This window comes from Bradyrhizobium sp. WSM3983 (assembly GCF_000473045.1).
Classification (GTDB): Bacteria; Pseudomonadota; Alphaproteobacteria; order Rhizobiales; family Xanthobacteraceae; genus Bradyrhizobium.
The window spans coordinates 86,014-105,806 of the sequence record NZ_AXAY01000008.1 but is presented as its reverse complement, the minus strand read 5'-3'; the positions used below and the strand labels follow the sequence as shown (position 1 = coordinate 105,806).

At 63.9% G+C, this 19,793-nt stretch carries 22 protein-coding genes; 12 read left to right on the top strand and 10 right to left on the bottom strand.

The features are described from left to right. Positions 1 to 47 precede the first annotated feature (47 nt). The 3 genes from pcaH to YUA_RS0114950 all read left to right on the top strand — a co-directional run bounded on the left by pcaH (position 48) and on the right by YUA_RS0114950 (position 2,503). Complete coding sequence (gene pcaH, locus YUA_RS0114960) at positions 48 to 749, top strand: protocatechuate 3,4-dioxygenase subunit beta (RefSeq protein ID WP_027531437.1); 702 nt, start codon at positions 48 to 50, stop codon at positions 747 to 749. A gap of 1 nt (position 750) precedes the next feature. Continuing rightward, positions 751 to 1,353: a protocatechuate 3,4-dioxygenase subunit alpha gene (gene pcaG, locus YUA_RS0114955; RefSeq protein WP_027531436.1), complete on the top strand. Its 603-nt coding sequence runs from the start codon at positions 751 to 753 to the stop codon at positions 1,351 to 1,353. A gap of 88 nt (positions 1,354 to 1,441) precedes the next feature. Continuing rightward, entirely contained in the window at positions 1,442 to 2,503 is a 1,062-nt protein-coding gene (locus tag YUA_RS0114950) for a phosphotransferase (protein ID WP_027531435.1), read from the top strand. Between the two features lie 208 nt (positions 2,504 to 2,711). Here the strand turns inward: YUA_RS0114950 and YUA_RS0114945 are convergent, their stop codons facing one another. Genes YUA_RS0114945 through YUA_RS0114935 form a run of 3 tightly spaced genes read right to left on the bottom strand, consistent with a single transcriptional unit; the run spans position 2,712 to position 5,923 of the window. Further along, on the bottom strand, positions 2,712 to 4,268 hold the full coding sequence (locus YUA_RS0114945) for an MDR family MFS transporter (RefSeq protein WP_027531434.1): 1,557 nt from the start codon (positions 4,266 to 4,268) through the stop codon (positions 2,712 to 2,714). Positions 4,269 to 4,272: 4 nt separating this feature from the next. Next, positions 4,273 to 5,448: an HlyD family secretion protein gene (locus YUA_RS0114940; protein WP_027531433.1), complete on the bottom strand. Its 1,176-nt coding sequence runs from the start codon at positions 5,446 to 5,448 to the stop codon at positions 4,273 to 4,275. After that, a complete protein-coding gene (locus YUA_RS0114935; protein WP_027531432.1) occupies positions 5,441 to 5,923 on the bottom strand; it encodes a MarR family winged helix-turn-helix transcriptional regulator in 483 nt (160 codons plus the stop codon). The genes YUA_RS0114940 and YUA_RS0114935 overlap by 8 nt, the downstream gene beginning before the upstream one ends. Positions 5,924 to 6,079: 156 nt before the next feature. Here YUA_RS0114935 and YUA_RS0114930 point away from each other — a divergent pair, with 156 nt between their 5' ends. The 5 genes from YUA_RS0114930 (at position 6,080) to YUA_RS0114910 (ending at position 10,806) form a co-directional block, all read left to right on the top strand. Further along, a complete protein-coding gene (locus YUA_RS0114930) occupies positions 6,080 to 6,574 on the top strand; it encodes a Fur family transcriptional regulator (RefSeq protein WP_027531431.1) in 495 nt (164 codons plus the stop codon). A gap of 35 nt (positions 6,575 to 6,609) precedes the next feature. Next, complete coding sequence (locus YUA_RS0114925) at positions 6,610 to 7,563, top strand: DMT family transporter (protein ID WP_027531430.1); 954 nt, start codon at positions 6,610 to 6,612, stop codon at positions 7,561 to 7,563. A 12-nt stretch (positions 7,564 to 7,575) separates the two neighbouring features. After that, positions 7,576 to 8,859: a flavodoxin-dependent (E)-4-hydroxy-3-methylbut-2-enyl-diphosphate synthase gene (gene ispG / locus YUA_RS0114920; protein ID WP_027531429.1), complete on the top strand. Its 1,284-nt coding sequence runs from the start codon at positions 7,576 to 7,578 to the stop codon at positions 8,857 to 8,859. Positions 8,860 to 9,100: 241 nt separating this feature from the next. Continuing rightward, positions 9,101 to 9,997, top strand: a complete 897-nt coding sequence (locus tag YUA_RS0114915) for a TauD/TfdA family dioxygenase (protein ID WP_027531428.1) — start codon at positions 9,101 to 9,103, stop codon at positions 9,995 to 9,997. A gap of 17 nt (positions 9,998 to 10,014) precedes the next feature. Further along, the gene (locus YUA_RS0114910) at positions 10,015 to 10,806 is read left to right on the top strand and encodes an N-acetylmuramoyl-L-alanine amidase (protein WP_371259885.1); all 792 of its coding nucleotides are present in this window, start codon (positions 10,015 to 10,017) and stop codon (positions 10,804 to 10,806) included. A gap of 10 nt (positions 10,807 to 10,816) precedes the next feature. Here the strand turns inward: YUA_RS0114910 and YUA_RS44010 are convergent, their stop codons facing one another. From YUA_RS44010 to YUA_RS0114885, 5 genes are read right to left on the bottom strand one after another with little or no spacing between them, the layout of a single operon-like run. Continuing rightward, positions 10,817 to 11,101, bottom strand: a complete 285-nt coding sequence (locus YUA_RS44010; RefSeq protein WP_035971044.1) for a type II toxin-antitoxin system RelE/ParE family toxin — start codon at positions 11,099 to 11,101, stop codon at positions 10,817 to 10,819. After that, positions 11,098 to 11,328 (bottom strand): enkurin domain-containing protein, encoded by a 231-nt coding sequence (locus YUA_RS0114900; RefSeq protein ID WP_027531425.1) that lies wholly within the window; start codon positions 11,326 to 11,328, stop codon positions 11,098 to 11,100. Before YUA_RS0114900 ends, YUA_RS44010 begins: the two co-directional genes overlap by 4 nt. A gap of 38 nt (positions 11,329 to 11,366) precedes the next feature. Continuing rightward, entirely contained in the window at positions 11,367 to 12,977 is a 1,611-nt protein-coding gene (locus YUA_RS0114895; protein ID WP_084292570.1) for a Na+/H+ antiporter, read from the bottom strand. Between the two features lie 46 nt (positions 12,978 to 13,023). Next, positions 13,024 to 13,881, bottom strand: coding sequence for a class A beta-lactamase (gene bla, locus YUA_RS0114890; protein WP_027531423.1), 858 nt, complete (start codon positions 13,879 to 13,881; stop codon positions 13,024 to 13,026). Positions 13,882 to 13,888: 7 nt separating this feature from the next. After that, positions 13,889 to 14,263 (bottom strand): nuclear transport factor 2 family protein, encoded by a 375-nt coding sequence (locus YUA_RS0114885; RefSeq protein ID WP_027531422.1) that lies wholly within the window; start codon positions 14,261 to 14,263, stop codon positions 13,889 to 13,891. Between the two features lie 95 nt (positions 14,264 to 14,358). On the opposite strand from YUA_RS0114885, the gene YUA_RS0114880 reads away from it, so the two are divergent. Together YUA_RS0114880 and YUA_RS0114875 are read left to right on the top strand one after the other, a co-directional pair. Next, on the top strand, positions 14,359 to 14,787 hold the full coding sequence (locus YUA_RS0114880) for a GFA family protein (protein WP_027531421.1): 429 nt from the start codon (positions 14,359 to 14,361) through the stop codon (positions 14,785 to 14,787). Positions 14,788 to 14,966: 179 nt separating this feature from the next. Next, a complete protein-coding gene (locus tag YUA_RS0114875; protein ID WP_027531420.1) occupies positions 14,967 to 16,781 on the top strand; it encodes a caspase family protein in 1,815 nt (604 codons plus the stop codon). 21 nt (positions 16,782 to 16,802) lie between these two features. Here the strand turns inward: YUA_RS0114875 and YUA_RS0114870 are convergent, their stop codons facing one another. Together YUA_RS0114870 and YUA_RS0114865 are read right to left on the bottom strand one after the other, a co-directional pair. After that, the gene (locus tag YUA_RS0114870) at positions 16,803 to 17,486 is read right to left on the bottom strand and encodes a DUF1345 domain-containing protein (RefSeq protein ID WP_027531419.1); all 684 of its coding nucleotides are present in this window, start codon (positions 17,484 to 17,486) and stop codon (positions 16,803 to 16,805) included. 121 nt (positions 17,487 to 17,607) lie between these two features. After that, positions 17,608 to 18,531, bottom strand: a complete 924-nt coding sequence (locus YUA_RS0114865) for a polyprenyl synthetase family protein (protein WP_027531418.1) — start codon at positions 18,529 to 18,531, stop codon at positions 17,608 to 17,610. Between the two features lie 161 nt (positions 18,532 to 18,692). Between YUA_RS0114865 and mtgA the strand changes: the two genes are divergently transcribed. Together mtgA and rpmF are read left to right on the top strand one after the other, a co-directional pair. Then, on the top strand, positions 18,693 to 19,367 hold the full coding sequence (gene mtgA / locus YUA_RS0114860) for a monofunctional biosynthetic peptidoglycan transglycosylase (RefSeq protein WP_027531417.1): 675 nt from the start codon (positions 18,693 to 18,695) through the stop codon (positions 19,365 to 19,367). Between the two features lie 161 nt (positions 19,368 to 19,528). After that, on the top strand, positions 19,529 to 19,711 hold the full coding sequence (rpmF, locus tag YUA_RS0114855) for a 50S ribosomal protein L32 (RefSeq protein WP_007598106.1): 183 nt from the start codon (positions 19,529 to 19,531) through the stop codon (positions 19,709 to 19,711). The last annotated feature ends 82 nt before the right edge of the window (positions 19,712 to 19,793 follow it).

Here is a 19,793-nt window from a genome sequence, read left to right as displayed (position 1 = left end):
GCAAATGTTGTCCGGCTGGCCCAAAATGGCCGGGGAGGAGTTTGCCAATGACATTCATCTATCCCGTCGATAGCAACAAGGCGCATCCGCAGCCGCTGTCGCCCGAATACAAGAGCTCGATCAAGCGCGCGCCGAACAAGCCCTTGATCCCGATGCGCCACACCTTGTCGGAACTGACCGGCCCGGTCTATGGCCACGAGACCGTGCGCGACGGCGACAATGACCTCACCACTCAGCACAAGGGCGAGCCGCTCGGCGAGCGCATCATCGTGCACGGCCATGTCCGCGACGAGGACGGCCGCGGCGTGCCGGACTCCCTGGTCGAGATCTGGCAGGCCAATGCCTGCGGCCGCTACGTCCATGTCCGCGATCAGCATCCGGCGCCGCTCGATCCCAACTTCACCGGCGCGGGCCGCACCGTGAGCGATGCCGCCGGCTATTACCGCTTCGTCAGCATCAAGCCGGGCGCCTATCCCTGGGGCAACCACCACAATGCCTGGCGCCCCGCCCACATCCATCTCTCGGTGTTCGGCCATTCCTTCGTCACGCGCCTGGTGACGCAGATGTATTTCCCGGGCGACCCACTGTTCCCGTTCGATCCGATCTTCAACTCGGTCCCGGACGAGAAGGCGCGGATGCGCATGGTCTCGTCATTCGACCTGGAGAATACCAAGCCCGAATGGGCGCTGTGCTATCGCTTCGACATCGTGCTGCGCGGCAAGAACGCCACCCCCATGGAGACCAAGTAACGTGCAGGATTCTGCGAAACCCAACGGTATCACCCCATCGCAGACGGTCGGTCCGTTCTTCAAATACGGCCTGACGCCGACCGGCGAATATTCCTGGAACGACGCGTTCACCAATTCGACGCTGACGCCCGACGTCTCCGGCGACCGCGTCCGCATCGAAGGCCGGGTGTTCGACGGCGACGGTGTCGTCGTGCCTGACGCCATGCTGGAGATCTGGCAGGCGGACGCGCAAGGGCGCTTCGCCGACCCGCAGGACAAGCGCGCACTGCCGAACGCCAGCTTTCGCGGCTTTGCCCGCTGCGGCACCGATAAGGACGGCAATTATTCCTTCGACACCATCAAGCCGGGCGTTGTGCCCGATCCCGATGGCAAGCCGCAGGCGCCGCATGTCGTTCTGGCGGTGTTCGCGCGCGGCATGCTGCGGCATCTCTACACCCGCATCTATTTCAGCGACGAGGCCGGCAACGGCGCGGATCCCGTGCTGGGATTGGTGCCGGCCGACCGCCACGCCACGCTGATCGCGGTGCGCGAGGCCGGCAAGCCGGTCTATCGCCTCGACCTGCGCCTGCAAGGCGACAACGAGACGGTGTTCTTCGACGTGTGAAGCCACCAGGCCGCCACGTCCGGCGGCCGATGCTGCTGGCGCTTCCCCAAGTGATCATGCAGAATGGCTGCAGCACTGGGGGGCGCTCATGACATCCTCACAACTGCCGGCGGTCGCTGAGCCCAGTTACCTCACAGCCGCGCTGCGCAAAGCCGGCGCGCTGGACGCCGGCGCCGTGCGCGAGGTGAAGGTGCTGCATGAGCGCGACACCGTGGTGTCACATATCGTCCGGATCGGCCTGCGCTATGTCGGGGAATCCGCTGGTGCCCCGCAATCGCTGATCCTGAAGATGGCGCATTCTGACTTCGCCAAGACACTTGCAGATCGCGGCGAGCACGAAGTGGGCTTTTACACGCAGCTCGTGCCGAACATGCCGCCAGGACTTGTGCCGCGCTGCTTCGATGGGCATTTCGACGAGGAAAGCGGGGCTTGGCATCTCCTGCTCGAAGACCTCACCGATAGCCATGAACTCGCGACGGTACCGACGCTGCCGCCGTCGTGCGATCAGGCGATGGCTATTGTGACGACGTTGGCGCGCATGCATGCGGCGTGGTGGAATCATGCGGGCCTCGGCGAGACCGTTGGCACCTGGGCAAGCATCGAGGACAGCGCGACACGCATGGAGGCCTTCGCCGGTCATTATGACCGCTTCGCCGATCAGCTCGGCGACCGCCTCAGCGAGGAGCGACGTATCCTCTACCGTCGTCTCATCGAGCAGTCGGCCCGGTTATCCCAGCGCTACCATTCGCGCCGCCACGTCACGATCACTCACGGCGATGCGCATACCTGGAATTTTCTGCTGCCGCGTGCCGGCGTCGCGAACACCGTACGCATCTTCGATTTTGACCTGTGGGGCATCAACGTGCCCACCAGCGACCTCGCCTACATGATGGCGATCCAATGGTATCCGGAGCGCCGGCAGGCGCTCGAGCGGGCGCTGCTCAACCGCTATCACGAGACGCTACTCGCGCATGGGGTAGCCGGTTATACGCGCGGCGCGCTCGACCAGGATTATCGCTTGTCGGTGCTCTGGCACATCACCAAGCCGGTCTGGCAATGGAGCATCAACATCCCGCCGGGCATTTGGTGGAACAATCTGGAGCGGGTGATGATGGCGGTCGAGGATCTGGGGTGCGAGGAGTTGTTGTAGCGGGATGGTGGGAATGAGGCGCGGCGGCCCGCTCCACATTCTCGGTGTCGTCCCGGCGAAGGCCGGGACCCATAACCACAGGGAGTGGTTGCAGGACGAGCTGGTAACTCCGAATCTTCGCAAAACTATTGCTGCGGCGTATGGGTCCCGGCCTTCGCCGGGACGACGGCGGAGATTGACGCTCTGGCTTAACTCCAACGACAGCAAACTACTCCATCACCGCATGTTCCGGCCCCGCCGCCTGCTTGCGCAGCGAGGCCTTGGTCGAGCCAATCATCAGCGCCAGCGGGATGGTGCAGAGGATGAAGATCATCACCAGCATATAGTCGTGCGCGAACGCGATGATCTGCGCCTGCACGCCGACCATACGGTCGGCCATGGCACGGCCGGCATCGGTGGAGAGGTTGATCATGCCGCGGACATCCGGCATCTGCAGCGCGTGGTTGAACGGGTTGATGTACTCGGACAGGATCGCATAGCTTTTGCGCGTGCCCTGCGTCAGCTGGGCAATCACGATCGAGATGCCGACCGAGCTTGCGACGTTTCGGAGCAGCGTCAGCATGGAGGTGCCGTCCGTGCGCAGATGATTCGGCAGCGTCAGGAATGCAACCGTAGAGAGCGGCACGAAGACGAGGCCGAAGCCGAAGCCCTGGATCACGCTGACGATGACGATCTCCGGCACCTGGGTCTGATCGGTCCAGCCGGTCATCTGGAACAGCGAGGCCGCCGTTAGCGACAGGCCACAGATGATCAGCGTGCGTGCCTCGATGTAACGCATGATGCGGCCGACCATCATCATGGCGAAAAAGGTGCCGAAGCCGCGGCTCGCGAGCAGGCCGCCGGCGGTCATGATGGGATAGCCGATCACGTTTTGCAGATAGGGTGAGGCCAGCGCCATGGTCGAGTACAGTACCAGGCCCATCACGGTCATGAAGATGCAGCCGGTGAGGAAGTTGCGATCCCGAAACAGCGCGAACTGGATGAACGGGCGCGAGGTCGTGAAGGAATGGGCGAAGAAATAGTAGAAGGCGATGCCTGAGATGATGAACTCGGTCACGATCTCGACCGACTCGAACCAGTCGAGCTGCTCGCCGCGGTCGAGCGCGAGCTGGAGTGCGCCGATCGCGATCGCAAGCGCAGCGAAGCCGAACCAGTCGAACTTCAGGCTGAGATTCTTGTCGGTCTCGTCCATGAAGATGCCAAGCCCGAGCACGGTGATCGCGCCGAACGGCAGGTTGACGAAGAACACCCAGTGCCAGGAATAGGTCTCCGTCAGCCAGGCGCCGAGTGAGGGCCCCATGATCGGGCCCATCATCACGCCCATGCCCCAGATCGACATCGCCGTGGCGCGTTCCTGGAGCGTGTAATAATCGAGCATTACCGACTGCGACAGCGGCACCAGGGCCGCGCCGAACACGCCCTGCAGCAGGCGGAACAGCACCATCTGGTTGATGTCCTGCGCCAGTCCACACAGCACTGATGCGAATGTGAAGCCGGCCGCGCAGATGATGAAGATGCGCTTGCGGCCGTAGCGATTGGAGATCCAGCCTACCGGTGCCGTCATGATCGCGGCGGCGACGATGTAGGAGGTCAGCACCCAGTTGATCTGGTCCTGCGAGGCCGACAGCGTGCCCTGCATGTAGGGCAGTGCGACGTTGGCGATCGTCGTGTCCAGCGCCTGCATGATGGTCGCCGTCATGGCGCAGATCGTCACCATGTTCCGGCGCAGGCCGGGGACCATCAGGCTGGCATTGGGGCCGGACATCGGATCAGTCCTTGTCCTGGTCTTTATCTTGGCTTGCGGTCGCCGACAGGCCGAGCAGGCCGGCGAGCGAACGCTGGTGGCCGGTGTCGATGGTGGCATAGACGCTCATGCCGGCCTTCAGCTTCTTCACGTATTTGTCGCTCTCGTCGAAATAAATCCGGACCGGCACTCGCTGCACCACCTTGACGAAGTTGCCGGTGGCGTTCTGCGGTGGCAGGATCGCGAATTGCGCGCCGGTGCCGGGCGAGAGCGAGCCGATCTTGCCCTTGAAGACGTGGTTCGGGAACGCGTCGACCTCGAGGGTGACGGGCTGTCCCTCAGTGACGTAAGTGAGGTCGCTCTCCTTCGGATTGGCGTCGACCCAGGGATGGGCGACGTCGATGATCGAGAACACCGGCGTGCCGGCGGTGACGTAGCGGCCGAGCTGGATCTGCTCGACCTGGGTCGCGATACCGCCCATCGATGCGCGCACCACGGCGTGGTCGAGATTGCGCTCGGCGTTCTCGAGCTTGGACTTGGCCTGGGCGTAGGGCGGGAATTTCTCCAGCGGCAGATCGGTGTCGCCGAGAAGCTGGGTCTTGGCGGTCGATATCTGCTGCTTGACGTATTGTGCGATCGAGCCCGACGTGACCAGCGCGTTCGAGGCGTTGTCGAGATCGAGCTGCGAGCCGTAGCTGTTCTTGACCAGTGCCTGCTTGCGCTCGACGTCGCGCTGCTTCAGGTCGACCCCCTTCTGGGCGAGATCGAGCATGTCGCCGTAGATCTTGATGTTGGCGCGAAGGTTGTCATAAGTCGTCTGCGCCTGCATCAGCTGCGCCTTGGCCTCGTCCACCGCGAGGCGGAACGGCACGGGATCGATCTCGAACAGTTCGTCGCCTTGCTTGACGAGCTGGCCCTCCTTGACGACGACCTTCTGGATCTTGCCGGAGATGTCGGGTGTCACCAGCACCTTCTGCGCGCCGATATAGGCGTCGTCGGTGCCGACATAGCGGCCGCCATTGAGATAGAGGGCCAGGCCGCCAATGACGGCCACGATAGGCAACACCACCATCAGCAGGAAGCGGCGATAGCGGCGCAGGCCGGCGATGAAGCGGCGGCGCGGGTTGGTGCCGGCCTTCTTGGTCGGCTTGCCGCTGTCGATCTTCTGCTCGGGCTGGAATTTGAGAACCTGATCAGCCATAGCGCTGCTCCTTACGCGCTTGTTCCGCTCCGGACGTCTGGATTGCGTTACGCACGTTTTCTTTGATGGTTTCGAGTTGGGTGAGGAGACGGTGGGCGTCCGCCGGGCTGATGCCGTCGAGCGCATTCGCCGTGAGTTCCGACTTCAGGCCGCTCATCTTGCCGAGCAGCGCACGGCCGGCCTTCTTGAGGTAGAGGCGCTTGACGCGGCGGTCCGAGGCGTCGTTGCGGCGCTCGATCCAGTCGCTGTCGCAGAGCTTGTCGATCAGCCGCGTCAGCGTAATCGGCTGCATCTCAAGGAGCTCGGCGAGTTCCGACTGTTTCATGCCCTCGCTGCGCTCGACCTTGGATAGCACTGCCCATTGCGCGCGGGTGATGCCGAAGCGCGCGGCCTCCTTGTCGGCATAGACGCGCAAGAGGCGGTAGAGCTCGCCGAGCGTGAACAGGAAGTTCTGGTCGACAGACCCGCGGGTCATAAGCTTGGTCTCCAATAAGCTTGTACATAATAAGCAAGCTTATGATTATTTCATGGCGGATTAACGCGATGCTGTCCCGCAGCAAAAGCATGGCTGACCGCCGCATCCTCGGTCGCGCTTTGGGTTCCGCGGCCGAAATGCTAGAAGGTGGGCCGAATGACCCTCGCAAAGCCGGCATTTCCGACGCCCGACCACGATCACGGCCGCTGCACTGCGGACGCGCTGGCGCATGCGGAAGCGGTTTGCGAGCAGCGGTCGCAGAAATTCACGCCGATACGCCGCCAGGTGCTGGGCGCACTGCTTTCCAGCCATCGCCCGCTCGGCGCCTATGAGGTGATCGACGAGCTCGCCAAGTCGATGCCACGGCCGGCGCCGATTACGGTTTACCGTGCTCTCGATTTTTTGATGGCCAACGGCCTCGTGCACCGCATCGAAAGCCGCAACGCCTATCTCGCCTGCGCCGCCCACGACCATGACGCGACCTCGGCGGTGGCGTTCCTGATCTGCGAGCGCTGCGGTCTCGTCGGTGAGATCCCGTCAGGGTCCTTTGCCAAGGAGCTCAACGCCGCAGCGCGCGCGTCCGGCTTCGCACCAAAGCTGTCCGTGGTGGAGATCACGGGCGTCTGCACCCATTGCCAGAAAAAATCTTGAAGCAACAACGGCGCAAAGCCGGATCTCAGGAAGACATGTCCTCACCTCAAGCCATATCGTCCGCCAGCCGCCCTCTTAGTGCTGGCGCCATCGCCCTGATGCTCATGCTGTGCCTGACCTGGGCCTTCAACCAGATCGCGGTGAAGCTGGTGCTGCCGGACATTCCGCCGATGCTGCAAGCGATGATCCGCTCGATGGGCGCGCTGCCGGTGTTGTTCATCATCGGCAGCTTACGTGGCGTCAAATTCTTCGAGCGTGACGGCACGTGGAAGCCTGGCCTGATCGCCGGGCTGATGTTCGGCATCGAGTTCGTGCTGATCTTCCAGGGCCTGCGCCTGACCTCGGCATCCCGCGCGGTCGTGTTCCTCTACACCGCTCCATTCTTTGTCGCTCTCGGCTCCTATCAGGTGCTCGGCGAGCGTCTCGGCAGCACGCAATGGCTGGGTCTGGCCGTGAGCTTTGCCGGCGTCGCGCTCGCGATCGGCGTGCCGCAGGCCAATGTGGACTCGCACGTTCTGCTCGGCGACCTCATGATCGTCGCGGGCGCATCGCTCTGGGCTGCGACCACGCTGGTCGCCAAGGGCACGCGGCTGCGCTTCGCAGCGCCAGAGAAGGCGCTCGGCTACCAGGTCGCGACCTCGATCCCGATCCTGGGTGCGGCCGCCTTGCTGTCCGGGGAATCCATCGCTCACACCCCGTCGCCGCTGTCATTCGCCTTGATGGCCTTCCAGGCGATCTGGGTGGTTGGAACCACGTTCACGCTTTGGTTCGCGCTGGTGAAGGCCTATTCGGCCAGCAAATTGTCGGCTTTTACCTTCATCACCCCTTTGTTTGGCGTGGTGGGTAGCTATTTCATCATGCATGACACCCTAAGCTTGGCCTTCGGGGCGGCAGCCGTCCTTGTAATTGCTGGGCTTTTTCTGGTTAACCGTCCCAGCCAATCCGCTGCGGCGCCGGCTGATGCATTGCTGAACGTCACCAAAACCTGATATTTGGACCCCATGAACAAGCTCGAAAACCCCCTCGATTCCGATATCGCAGGCCCGGCGCCGCGTCACCGGACCACCCAGGTCAAGGTTGGCGACGTCGCCGTCGGCGGCGGTGCGCCGATCGTCGTACAGTCGATGACCAACACCGACACCGCCGACATCAACGGCACCATCGCCCAGGTCGCAGCGCTCGCGCGCGCCGGCTCCGAGATGGTCCGCATCACCGTGGACCGCGAGGAAGCGGCTGCCGCCGTTCCGCACATCCGCGACGGCCTGGCCAAGCGTGGCATCACCACGCCACTGATCGGCGACTTTCACTATATCGGCCACAAGCTGCTCGCGGCCTATCCGGCCTGCGCCGAAGCGCTCGCCAAGTACCGCATCAATCCCGGCAATGTCGGCTTCAAGGACAAGCGCGACACCCAGTTTGCCGACATCATCGAGATCGCGAACAAGAACAACAAGCCGGTGCGCATCGGCGCCAATTGGGGCTCGCTCGACCAGGAGCTGCTGACCAAGCTGATGGACGAGAACGCCGCGTCCGCCAATCCGCGCGACGTGCGCGCGGTGACGCGCGAGGCGATGGTGCAGTCCGCGCTGCTCTCGGCCGCGCGTGCCGAAGAGCTCGGCATGCCCAAGGATCGCATCATCCTTTCCGCAAAGGTCTCGGCGGTGCAGGACCTCATCGCGGTCTATCAGGATCTCGCCAGCCGTTCCGACTATGCCATCCATCTCGGCCTGACCGAGGCCGGCATGGGCTCCAAGGGCATCGTGGCGTCTTCTGCCGCGCTCGGCATCCTGCTTCAGCAGGGCATCGGCGACACCATCCGCATCTCGCTGACGCCGGAGCCCGGCGGCGACCGTACCCGTGAGGTGCAGGTCGGTCAGGAACTGCTGCAGACCATGGGCTTCCGCACCTTCGTGCCGCTGGTTGCGGCGTGCCCCGGTTGCGGCCGGACCACCTCAACCACGTTCCAGGAGCTGGCAAGCTCGATTCAGGATTTCATCCGCGTCGAGATGCCGAATTGGAAGACGAAATATCCTGGCGTCGAAGAGCTCAACGTCGCTGTGATGGGCTGCATCGTGAACGGCCCCGGCGAATCCAAGCACGCCAATATCGGCATCTCGCTGCCCGGCACTGGCGAAGCGCCGGCCGCGCCGGTTTTCGTCGACGGCAAGAAGTTCCGCACGTTGCGCGGGCCCACCATCTCCGCCGACTTCAAGGCGCTGGTGATTGATTACATCGACCAGCGCTACGGCCAGGGCGCCAAGGTGCCCGCGCCCGCGGCGGAGTGATTTAGCTCCGCTGGCGCTCCACCCTCAGCTGTCGTCCCGGCGAAGGCCGGGACCCATAACCACTGGAATTTGTGGTTAAGGCGAGCTGTCACTCCGAGTCATCGCCAAACACCGTCCTGTGGCTATGGATCCCGGATCTGCGCTGCGCTTGTCCGGGACGACAGGTGTGGTTGCGGCGCAGATTGCGTATCTGTCATCGCGCGCTACGATGCTCCCAATCAAAACGATCGGGAGAACCCCCATGAGCTCACTCGCCGGCAAGCAAGGCCCGCGTTATCGCCACATGGCGGAAGACGGCGCGGTTTACGAGACCATCGCGGTCGAAAAGCTCACCCCCATCATCGGCGCGGAAATATCGGGTGTCGACATCGGCAAGCTCGTCTCCGACGATGCCCGCTCCAACCAGCAGATGGACGAGATCCACCGCGCGCTTGCCGAAAATCTCGTGATCTTCTTCCGCGACCAGACCATCACGCCGAAGCAGCATCTCGCTTTCGGCCGCAAGTTCGGCGAACTGCATTTCCATCCCGCTGCGCCGCACGAGGACGAAGATCCGGCGCTGATGAAGATCTACGCCGACAAGAACTCGCCGCGCGCCAATGGCGAGGGCTGGCACTCCGACGTGTCCTGCGATCTCGAGCCGCCGATGGGCTCGATCCTCTACATCAAGCAATGCCCGCTGCGCGGCGGCGACACGCTGTTCGCCAACATGTATGCGGCCTATGAAGCACTGTCCGATCGCATGAAGGCCTATCTCGACGGCCTGACCGCGCTGCATGATGGCGAGCCGATCTATCGCGGGCTCTATGCGAACTACGGCGTTGCCGACCGCCCCTCCTATCCGAACGCCGAGCACCCGGTGGTGCGCACTCATCCGGTCACGGGCAAGAAGGCGCTCTATGTCAATCGCGGCTTCACGCGCCACATCAACGGCATCCCGCGCGACGAGAGCGACGCGATGCTCGCCTATCTCTACCAGCACGCCGAGAACCCGCTGTTCCAGTGCCGCTTCCGCTGGACCGAGAACGCCATCGCATTCTGGGACAATCGCTGCACCCAGCACCGCGCCATGTGGGACTACTGGCCGCATACGCGCTCAGGCACACGCGTGACGGTGAAGGGGGAACGTCCGGTGTGAAGATATCGTGGCGCGTCATCGCCGCTATCGCTGTTTCGCTGATCCCGATTTTTGTTTCGTCAGCTGACCATGGCCAGGCAGCCGGAGCGCGGAAGGCCGGAAGGGCCAAGATCAAACCGCCTGCCTCGGAGACATGTGATCCGCGCAAATTCCGGATCATCCTCGATGTCGGACACACCTCGGAATCGCAAGGCGCGACCAGCGCGCGCAACGACGTGGAATTCGGCTTCAACTTGCATTTGACGCGGCTCATCGGAGAGCGCTTGAAGTCGGTGGGCTTTGCCGCGACCCGCGTGCTGGTAACCGAAGGCAAGGCGCGGGCAAGCCTGCTCAAGCGTGTCGGCATTGCCAACGCGATGCATGCCGATTTTTTCCTGTCGATCCACCACGATTCCGTGCCCGACAAGATGCTCGAGGAATGGGAATTCGAGGGCGCCAAGAGCCATTTCAGCGACCGCTTCAGCGGCCATTCACTGTTCGTGTCCGAGCGCAATCCGCACTTCGCCGCCAGCCTGGCCTTCGCCCGGCTGCTGGGCAGGCAGTTGAAGGATGGCGGGCTGCAATATGCGACACAATACAGCCTGCCGCTGATGGGGCGTTACCGGCATCCCCTGCTCGACAAAGATGTCGGCGTCTACCGCTATGACGGGCTCGTCGTGCTCTCGCAGACCCGGAGTGCTGCGGTGCTGCTGGAAGCCGGATCCATCATCAACCGTGACGAGGAGATGGCAATGAATTCGCCGGAGCGGCAGGAGCTGATTGCGACGGCCGTGGGGGCAGCGATGCGGGCGTATTGCGAGAAGCGGTAGGTTTACGACGCTAAGGCCGACGTTCCTGAGCTCCATGGCGCACGTGGAGAATCACGATCTCGGCGTCATCAGGATTGATTGTGTAAAAGACGAGATAAGGGTAGCGAACGGTTGGGAACATGCGGACGCCGGGTTCGTCGGTGAGATGGCCAGCCTCGGGAAAATCCTGGAGGAGGCTGGCGACGGCCTTGATGCGTTCGACCACCGCAGCTGCGGCGGTGCGATTGTGTTCGTGAATATGGGAGAATATGTCGTCGATGTCTGAAAGCGAGCTTTCGGACCAGCGCACTCTCATGCGCTGTAGCGATTGAAAACAGCGGCGACCGCGTCGTCGCTTGCCAGCCGCCCTTCACGCATATCCTTCAGGCCGCGACGCACGGCATTTCTTTCGTCATCGCTGAGCCGGTAGATGCCGAGATGTCTGTTTTCGATGTCGGTCACGGACCGCATCAGCTCTTCCTGAGCCTCCTCAGGCCAGGCCGACACGCGTTCCAGCAATATCTCAAGGGCTTGCTTGGTCATCCAGCAATAGTAGCAGATGGCGCGGCGACTTGCACGCCCTACAGCGGCGCTCCCTGATACTCCCGGTTCGCCAAACTCGCCTCCTCCAGATCCAGATCGCGCTCGATCCTCCGCCGCGTCTCGTCGGTGATCTGGCCGTCACGCAGGAGGTCATGGATGAACTTGCGCTCGGCGGCGATCAACTCGCGGGTCAGCGCGGTGCCCGCGGCGGAGACGTCGTGGTGGGCGGGATCGAGTGAGTCCGGAAGCTGGTTGACGCGGATCTCGTGGCGGGCGCGCAGCAGCCGCATCACTTCGTCCGACACCTCTTTCTCTTCCGTCAATGCATCCAGCGATTTCATCGCAGCGTCGAGGGCTTGGCGGCGTGCCGCGATCTCGGCGTCATGCTCGGCGACATGCTCGTTGCGGCCGGCTTGCGCGATGCCGAGCCAGCGCACCACCGGCGGCAGCGTCAGGCCGACGCCGATCAGCGTGATGAAGATGACGCCAAAGGCGACGAACAGGATCAGGTCGCGATACGGGAAGGCATCGCCATCAGGCAACGTGAACGGCAGCGCCAGCGCAGCGGCCAGCGACACCGCGCCGCGCACACCGGTGAATGCGAGCGCGAACGGCCATTGCCAGGGCGGCGACGGATCGCGCGCGCGCAGGGACTTGCTGAGCATCCGCGGCAGATAGGTCGCGGGGTAGAGCCAGGCGAAACGCGCCAGAACGATGACGACCATCACCACGGCGGTGGCGATCATGATGTCGTCGAGCGGGAACGCCTTCGATTTCTCGTAGAGCGCGCGCATCTGGAAACCGGTGAGCAGGAACAGTAGGCCCTCGATCAGATAGATGATGAGGTCCCAGAAGAAGATGCCTTGCAGGCGCGTCGACGCCGAAATCAGCAGCGGCCCGTTCCAACTCACATAGAGGCCGCAAGCGACGGTGGCGATCACGCCGGAGCCGCCGACATGCTCGGGCAGCCAGTAGGACACATAGGGCGTGATCAGCGACAGCGTCAGCTCGACCTGCGGATCGCAGGACCATTTGCGGAAGCGGAGAGAGAGCCAGCCGACACCGATGCCGAAGGCGATCTCGCCGGCGACGATGAGGGCAAATTCACCGGCCGCCAGCGGCAGCGAGAAATGCCCGACCACGATTGCGGCCAGCGCGAAGCGGTAGAGGATCAGCGCGGTGGCGTCGTTGGCGAGCCCTTCGCCTTCGAGGATGACCAGGAGCCGGCGCGGCATGTTCAGCCGGCGCGCGATTGCGAGCGGCGCCACCACGTCGGGCGGCGCGACGATGGCGCCCAGCAGGAAGCCGATGCTCCAGGGCAGGCCGATCACGTAATGCGTCGCGGCCGCAACAAGCGCCGCGGTGAAGATCACGGCGCCGACCGCGAGCAGCACGATCGGACGCAGATTGTTCCTGAACTCGCGCCAGCTCATCGCGACGCTCGCCGAGTAGATCAGCGGCGGCAACACCATCAGCAGCACCAGTTCCGGCGGCAGTTCCACCGGCGGCATGCCAGGCACAAAAGCGAGGCCGACGCCGGAGAGCATCAGCAAAATGGCAGGCGCCATATTGAAGCGGCGGGCGACCAGCGCGGTGCCCGCCAGTACGGTGAGCAGGATGAGGAAGGTCTGAAATTTCGCTGCGATCATGGCCTGTCTTGGCCCGGAAGCGGCCAAGAGGTCAATGCAAAGCGGCTTACACCAGTCGTTCGGCCACCATGCGCCCGATGCGCGCGAACGCCGCCTCGATCTGCGCCGTATTCGGCGTGCCGCCCTGGGTATAGGCCGCGATCAGGATCGGCGCATCGGGTTTGGGCCAGGCGACTGCGATATCGCCCGACGCGTCCTTGCCGTTGTTGCCGGTCTTGTCGCCGATCTTCCAGCCTGCTGGCAGGCCACCGCGCAGCCGGTTCGCGCCAGTCTTGCAGCCCACCATCCATTCGGCGAGTTGGGCCCGTGAGGCCGGCGATAACGCTTCGCCCGTCACCAGCCGCTTGAGGTTGCCGGCCATCGCCGCCGGCGTCGTGGTGTCATGGGGATCGCCGGGCGGCGAGCGGTTCAGCTCGGGCTCGTTATGGTTGAGCCGCGAAATGGTGTCGCCGATCGATCGCCAGAACGCCGTGAGTGCGGCGGGGCCGCCGATCCGCGCGAGCAGCAGATTGGCGCAGGTGTTGTCGCTGAGCTCGACGATTGCCTTGCACATGTCCGCGACCGACATCGCGCCGGCCGACAGGTTTTGCTTCGCGACCGGAGCATACTCCAGCAGATCGGCCTTGCCATAGGGGATCATCGCGGCCAGCTTCTCCTCGCCGCGATCGACCCGCGCCAGCACGCAGGCCGCGAGCGAAGCCTTGAATGTGGAGCACATCACGAAGCGCTCGTCGGCCCGCCAGGTAAGCTTTGCGCCGGTGGCGAGATTCTCCGCATAGACCCCGATCCGTCCGCCGCTCTCGCGCTCATAGGATTCGAGCTCAGGCGGCGCATCCGCGGCGAGAGCCGGAGAAGCGGCTATCCAGCACAGCGAGGCGAGCAGGGAACGGCGGTCGAGAAGCATGGGGCCCTCACTCCTTCAGATCGTACCGATACGATTTCGACACGATCTGCCAGCCGTCAGCGAGCTTCATCGCCACCAGATAATCCGTGAAGAAGCGCGGCGGCAGCTGGCATTTGACCTTGATGAAGGCGGTCTTTTCGTCGGAGCGGTCGATGGTGACGATGAAATCCTCGCGCGGCTTGCCTTCCGCCTTGGCAGACGGGCGCTTGCGTACCCAGGCGAGCCAGTCCGATACGGTCAGGATCTTCAGCTCGCCCTTTTCCACCCAGCGCAGATCGGCGGATGGATGGAAGACGTCGCCGAGCTTTTCAGCGTCTCCCTCGTAGAGCCCGTCGAAATAGGATTGTACGACGGCTTCGACGCTCGAACGATTCTGGCTCATGGGGCATCCCTTTGAACGATGGCGTGCCGCGAACTTAGTGGTACGCATCGAATTGCGCTATGGGTGTCTTCCGCCATTTGTGCGAGGGCCCCGTCATGACTGGATCAGAAAAATCGAACGCTCGCATCCTTGCCGGCGAATGCTATTGCCGCGCCGTTCGCTACGAGGTGACGGACGCGTTTTCCTATGCGCTGAACTGCCACTGCTCGAACTGCCGCCGGACCACCGGTTCCGCCTTCAAGCCGTTCGCCGGCGTCGAATACAGCAAGCTCCGCCTCGTCAGTGGCGAGGACCAGCGGATGATCTACGGGGACGACACCACCCATGACGCGCACTGCGCCTGCTGCGGCTCGCTGCTTTATTCCCGGGTCCGTGATGGAAAATGGGTCCATGTCGCCATGGGAACCCTGGTCGATGCCCCCACGATTCGCCCCAGCGCCCATATTTTCGTCGGCTCCAAGGCGCCGTGGCACGAGATCACGGACAATCTCCCGCAGTACCGGGGGCATGTCGGGGATGCCTAGGGCAAACCGGCTCGCACGCATTTGGCGGCGAACCGCCAACGCACTGGCGCGACTAACAAAAGGGGGCCTCGGCCTGTCGCCTTCGCTGTCTTCGTGACGTCTATCACAAGCACGGGCGGCGGATCTTGCTAAGGCTGTCCTGAGGGTATGAACTGCTCCGCATTTTTGGAAGTCGTGTCATGCGCAATTTGTTCAGACTTTGCCCGTTGGTCCTCGCTGCTGCGCTGATGTTCGGCGCCGGGCCTGCCTTCGCCGGGAAGCGCGTCGCGCTGGTGCTGGCCAACTCGGCGTATCAGCACGCGCCCTCGCTCGCCAATCCTGTCAGCGATGGTTCGGTGATGGCGAAGACGCTGAAGGACGCCGGTTTCGATGTCGTCGATTCCCGCCACGATCTGACCGCGCTCGACACGCGGCGCGTGCTGCGCGACTTCGCCGATTCGACCCGCGATGCCGACATCGCCGTGGTCTACTATGCTGGCCACGGCATCGAGGTCGAAGGCTCCAATTATCTGATCCCGGTGGATGCCAAGCTCGAGCGCGACACCGACGTCTATGACGAGGCGCTCTCGCTCGATCGCGTTCTGGTCGCGGTCGAGCCTGCGAGGCAGCTTCGCCTGGTGATCCTGGACGCCTGCCGAGACAACCCGTTCGGCAGGACCATGAAGCGCACGCTCGCCTCGCGTGGCATCGGCCGTGGTCTGGCCCAGGTCGAGCCGACCAGCTCCAACACGCTGATCGCCTATTCGGCCAAGGCCGGCTTCACGGCGCAGGACGGCGACGGCGCCAACAGCCCGTTCACCATCGCCCTGTCGAAGCATCTGACGACGCCGGGTCTCGATGTCCGCCGCGCCTTCGGCTTCGTGCGCGACGACGTGCTCAAGTCGACCGGCAACAAGCAGGAGCCGTTCGTCTACGGTTCGCTCGGCGGCGAAGACGTGCCGCTGGTGCCGGTCAAGGCCGTGCCCGTGACTGCGACGGCGCCCGCATCCGCGGTGAATCCGCAGGCCGATATGCGCCGCGACTACGAGCTCGCGCTCCAGGTCGGCAACAAGCCGGCGTGGGAAGCCTTCCTGGCCCAGCATCCGGACGGGTTCTATGCGAACCTTGCCAAGCTCCAGCTCGACAAGATCCAGGCCGAGCAGGTTCATGCCGCCGCGATCGATAAGGCGAAGCAGGCCGAGGCCGAACGCGACCGTCTCGCCGCCCTTGGTGCGCAGAAAGATGCGCAGGCCAAGGCTGCGGCCGACGCAAAGGCGGCCGAGCAGGCCCAGCTTGCCGCGCAGAAGGCCAAGGAGCAGGCGCAGCAGCAGGCTGCGGCTGCCGAGCAGCAGCGCGTCAATCTCGCTGCTGCCGCGCCGAGCGCTGCGCCCGCCAGCGCGGCGAGCCCCGCCGGCGCCAACGTTGCCTCGCTGACGCCGGCAAGCGCGCCGGCCGATCTCAGCCGCTCGGTGCAGACCGAGCTCGGTCGCGTCGGCTGCTTCTCCGGTCAGGCCGATGGCAGCTGGAATACGTCCTCGCAGCGGTCGCTGTCGCGGTTCAACCGCTATGCCGGCACCAAGCTTGACGTGAAGGTGGCGAGCACGGATGCGCTCGACACGGTCAAGTCAAAGCAGTCGCGCGTCTGCCCACTGGTCTGCGACCACGGCTTCAAGGCCGACGGCGACACGTGCACCAAGATCGTCTGTGGCGACGGCACTGTGCTGAACGACGACAATGAATGCGAGAAGCAGCGTACCGCAAAGCCGACCAAGCCCGCAACCGCCAAGCGCGACGACAGCGATGACCGTCCCGCACGGCAGCGTCGTCAGTCCGGTGGCGCGGCCGCTGGAGCGGCGGGCGGCATCGCTGCGGCCGGCGCGGGTCGCGCCTCGGGCGGCAGTGGTCAGATTTTTTGCAACGATCTTCTCTGCCGTCCGGTCCAGCGTGGCTGCCACCTCGTATATCGTGGCGGCGGCGGCCCTCACGTCGATGCCAATGCCGAGGTCTGCAACTGAGAGCGCTGCTTCTCGCGGGGATCATGTCGCGATTGCGCTCGCCGCGATATTCACCGTCAGTGCCAGCAGCGCCGTGTTGTAGATGAAGGACACGATGCCGTGCGCCGTGGCGGTGCGGCGGATGGTCTTGTCGGTGATGCCGACGTCGGAGACCTGCGCGGTCATGCCGATCACGAACGAGAAATAGACGAAGTCCCAATAGTCGGCGTGGTCTTCCTTGTCGCCACTGGGAAATTGCAAGCCGCCCGGCGGGGGGCGGTAGTAATCATGGGCGTAGTGCAGCGCGAAGGTCGTGTGCACCGCGGCCCAGGACAGTGCGATCGTGGTGATGGCGATGGTCAGCTCCGCAGCGCCGCGATGAGCACCGAGCTCCGAGACGATCGCTGCGATGCTCGCGAACGCGCCGATTGCCGTCACCAGCAGGATCACGAAGCGGCCATCGTCCTGCATCGCAGCCGCACGGCGGATGTGCTGGTGGTCGTTGCACAGCATCATGCTGTAGACCAGCATGAGATACACTGCGATCAGCGCATCCCAGCCGAGCACAAGCCGCGTCGTCAGCCGGAGCGAGCCCGGCACAAGCAGGCAGACGAGGATGCCTATACCAAGCGAGATGAAGGCCCGCGGCCGAGCGTAGATAAGCCGCATCGGCCGCGACATCTGGCGGAAGCGGACGAGGACGGGGTCTTCCTTGTCGGTGACCATGATGGTGACGGCTCTCTCGCTGTTGCAGCGGCGGCAGTCTGCTCCCCCTCACCCGGATTGCATCTTCGATACAATCCGACCTCTCCCCGCAACCGGGGAGGGGTGAAGATCGTGCTCTACGTCAGTTCTTGCGTTCGGCGACGAAGCGCGCGGCAGCCCGCAGCACGGCGGCGCGATCGCCGAAGATCGAGACGGCGCTGTCGGCGCGCGCGAGCAGATCACGCACGCGCTGCTTGGCGCCTTCGATGCCGAGCTGGGTGACGAAGGTGGTCTTGCCCAGCGCTGCGTCCTGGCCCGAGGGCTTGCCGAGCGCTGCCGCATCGCCTTCGACGTCGAGCAGATCGTCGGCGATCTGGAAGGCCTCACCAAGCGCACGGCCGTAATCGTCGAGCGCCTGATATTCTTTTTGCGAGGCCTGGCCGAGGATCGCACCGGCAATGCAGCCATAGCGCAGAAGCGCACCGGTCTTCATCTGCTGGAGGCGCGCGACGTCGACCGGCTCGCGGTCGCCGAAGCGGCCTTCGCCGGCGAGGTCGAGGATCTGGCCGCCGACCATGCCGCCAATGCCGGCGCAGCGCGCCAGCGCGCGCGTCAAGAGCAGCCGCACATTGGCGTCGCGATGGATCTCGTCGCGGGTGATGATGTCAAACGCGAGCGTCAGAAGGCCGTCGCCGGCGAGGATCGCGGTCGCGTCATCGGTCTGCCTGTGCAGGGTGGGACGGCCACGGCGCAGGTCCGAATTGTCCATCGCCGGCAGATCGTCATGGATGAGCGAATAGCAGTGGATGCATTCGAGCGCAGCGCCGGCGAGCAGCGCGGCTTCTCGGGGCACTCCGAATACGGCCGCGCTCTCGACCACAAGGAACGGCCGCAGGCGCTTGCCGCCATTCAGGCTCGAATAGCGCATTGCGTCCATCAGTCGCTTGGGGCGAGCTATCTCATCGTGCAGGATGTCGTCCGCCAGGAGGCGCCCGAGCACGGCTTCGGTGTCATCAGCGGTCGTGTCCAGACGTTTGGCGAAATCGGACGGGGACGTGCCGGTCATCAAGAAAGGCTCCAGAACTAAAATTCGGCGGGACAATCCTTTATGAGCCGGCCCCAGTCAATCGTTTGGAAGGCCTAAAAAGTGCTGGAAAAGGCCCGAATTATCACAGACTTAATGACGGCATCCGCGGCCACGTTTCATTTCGCGCCGGAAAGGTCGATTTGCGCATCGTTAAAATCCTGCTGCTGGTGCTCGCGGTCGTGGCTCTCGCGCCCTATGTGGTCGCGCCCTTCTATCGCAGCGGTCATCCGGTTTCGACGCTGATGGCCTGGCGCTCGCTGACGGGCGCGCCGATGCATCGGGAATGGATCGATCTGGCGGCGATGTCGCTGTATTTGCCGCGCTCGGTCGTGGCGGCCGAGGACGCCCATTTCTGCAAGCATCACGGCATCGACTGGGGCGCGCTGCGCGAGGCCATCGACGACGCCAAGGAGGACGGCACCCCATTCCGCGGCGCCTCCACCATCACACAGCAGGTCGCGAAAAACCTGTTCCTCTGGCAGGGGCGGGATTTTGTCCGCAAAGCGCTGGAGTTTCCGCTGGCGCTCTGGATCGATTTCGTCCTGCCCAAGCACCGGATCCTGGAAATTTACCTCAACATCGCCGAGCTCGGCCCGCAGGGCCAGTTTGGCGCGGAGACGGGCAGTGCCTATGCCTTCGGCAAGTCGGCAGCCAATCTTTCCCCCCGGGAAGCCGCTCTTTTGGCCTCGATCCTGCCGAATCCGGTCAGACGCAGCGCCAGGACCCCGGGACCGGGCGTCCGGCGCCTGGCCGGGACCTATGTAGCAAGGGGGCAGGCCTCCTCGCTTTTGACGTGCTGGCGGGAAAATCGCTGATTTCGGGCCCTTTTCGGGCGTATTTTCCGACCCAGAACCCTAGCTTTACGGCCGACCTTCCTCTATAAGCCCGGCCTTGATCGGCATTTCGCTCGCCCCGTTTGGGTGCTGAGCCGTCCTCGGACGATGCCCTGAAACACCAATCCCTAGAGGATATTGAAATGGCCGTTCCGAGAAGAAAAACCTCGCCGTCGCGCCGTGGCATGCGCCGCTCGGCAGACGCCATCAAGAAGCCGACCTATGTGGAAGACAAGGACTCCGGTGAGCTCCGTCGTCCGCACCATCTCGACCTCAAGACCGGCATGTACAAGGGCCGTCAGGTCCTGAAGAAGAAAGAGTCCTAAGTCCGGACTTTTTCTTGGGGCGGGCTGATTGGCCCGCCTGATTTCGGCCAACCCATGAGATATGACAGTGACGGCGGCGGAG

Coding starts and splice junctions, on each gene's coding strand:
- YUA_RS0114895 (WP_084292570.1), bottom strand. CDS start 12,977: ATGATCGCAGCGAAATTTCAGACCTTCCTCATCCTGCTCACCGTACTG.
- YUA_RS0114885 (WP_027531422.1), bottom strand. CDS start 14,263: ATGAGCCAGAATCGTTCGAGCGTCGAAGCCGTCGTACAATCCTATTTC.
- YUA_RS0114930 (WP_027531431.1), top strand. CDS start 6,080: ATGACCCTCGCAAAGCCGGCATTTCCGACGCCCGACCACGATCACGGC.
- ispG (WP_027531429.1), top strand. CDS start 7,576: ATGAACAAGCTCGAAAACCCCCTCGATTCCGATATCGCAGGCCCGGCG.
- YUA_RS0114935 (WP_027531432.1), bottom strand. CDS start 5,923: ATGACCCGCGGGTCTGTCGACCAGAACTTCCTGTTCACGCTCGGCGAG.
- YUA_RS0114865 (WP_027531418.1), bottom strand. CDS start 18,531: ATGACCGGCACGTCCCCGTCCGATTTCGCCAAACGTCTGGACACGACC.
- YUA_RS0114900 (WP_027531425.1), bottom strand. CDS start 11,328: ATGACCAAGCAAGCCCTTGAGATATTGCTGGAACGCGTGTCGGCCTGG.
- YUA_RS44010 (WP_035971044.1), bottom strand. CDS start 11,101: ATGAGAGTGCGCTGGTCCGAAAGCTCGCTTTCAGACATCGACGACATA.
- YUA_RS0114950 (WP_027531435.1), top strand. CDS start 1,442: ATGACATCCTCACAACTGCCGGCGGTCGCTGAGCCCAGTTACCTCACA.
- YUA_RS0114915 (WP_027531428.1), top strand. CDS start 9,101: ATGAGCTCACTCGCCGGCAAGCAAGGCCCGCGTTATCGCCACATGGCG.
- YUA_RS0114940 (WP_027531433.1), bottom strand. CDS start 5,448: ATGGCTGATCAGGTTCTCAAATTCCAGCCCGAGCAGAAGATCGACAGC.
- YUA_RS0114945 (WP_027531434.1), bottom strand. CDS start 4,268: ATGTCCGGCCCCAATGCCAGCCTGATGGTCCCCGGCCTGCGCCGGAAC.
- rpmF (WP_007598106.1), top strand. CDS start 19,529: ATGGCCGTTCCGAGAAGAAAAACCTCGCCGTCGCGCCGTGGCATGCGC.
- YUA_RS0114880 (WP_027531421.1), top strand. CDS start 14,359: ATGACTGGATCAGAAAAATCGAACGCTCGCATCCTTGCCGGCGAATGC.
- bla (WP_027531423.1), bottom strand. CDS start 13,881: ATGCTTCTCGACCGCCGTTCCCTGCTCGCCTCGCTGTGCTGGATAGCC.
- YUA_RS0114925 (WP_027531430.1), top strand. CDS start 6,610: ATGTCCTCACCTCAAGCCATATCGTCCGCCAGCCGCCCTCTTAGTGCT.
- YUA_RS0114870 (WP_027531419.1), bottom strand. CDS start 17,486: ATGGTCACCGACAAGGAAGACCCCGTCCTCGTCCGCTTCCGCCAGATG.
- YUA_RS0114875 (WP_027531420.1), top strand. CDS start 14,967: ATGCGCAATTTGTTCAGACTTTGCCCGTTGGTCCTCGCTGCTGCGCTG.
- pcaH (WP_027531437.1), top strand. CDS start 48: ATGACATTCATCTATCCCGTCGATAGCAACAAGGCGCATCCGCAGCCG.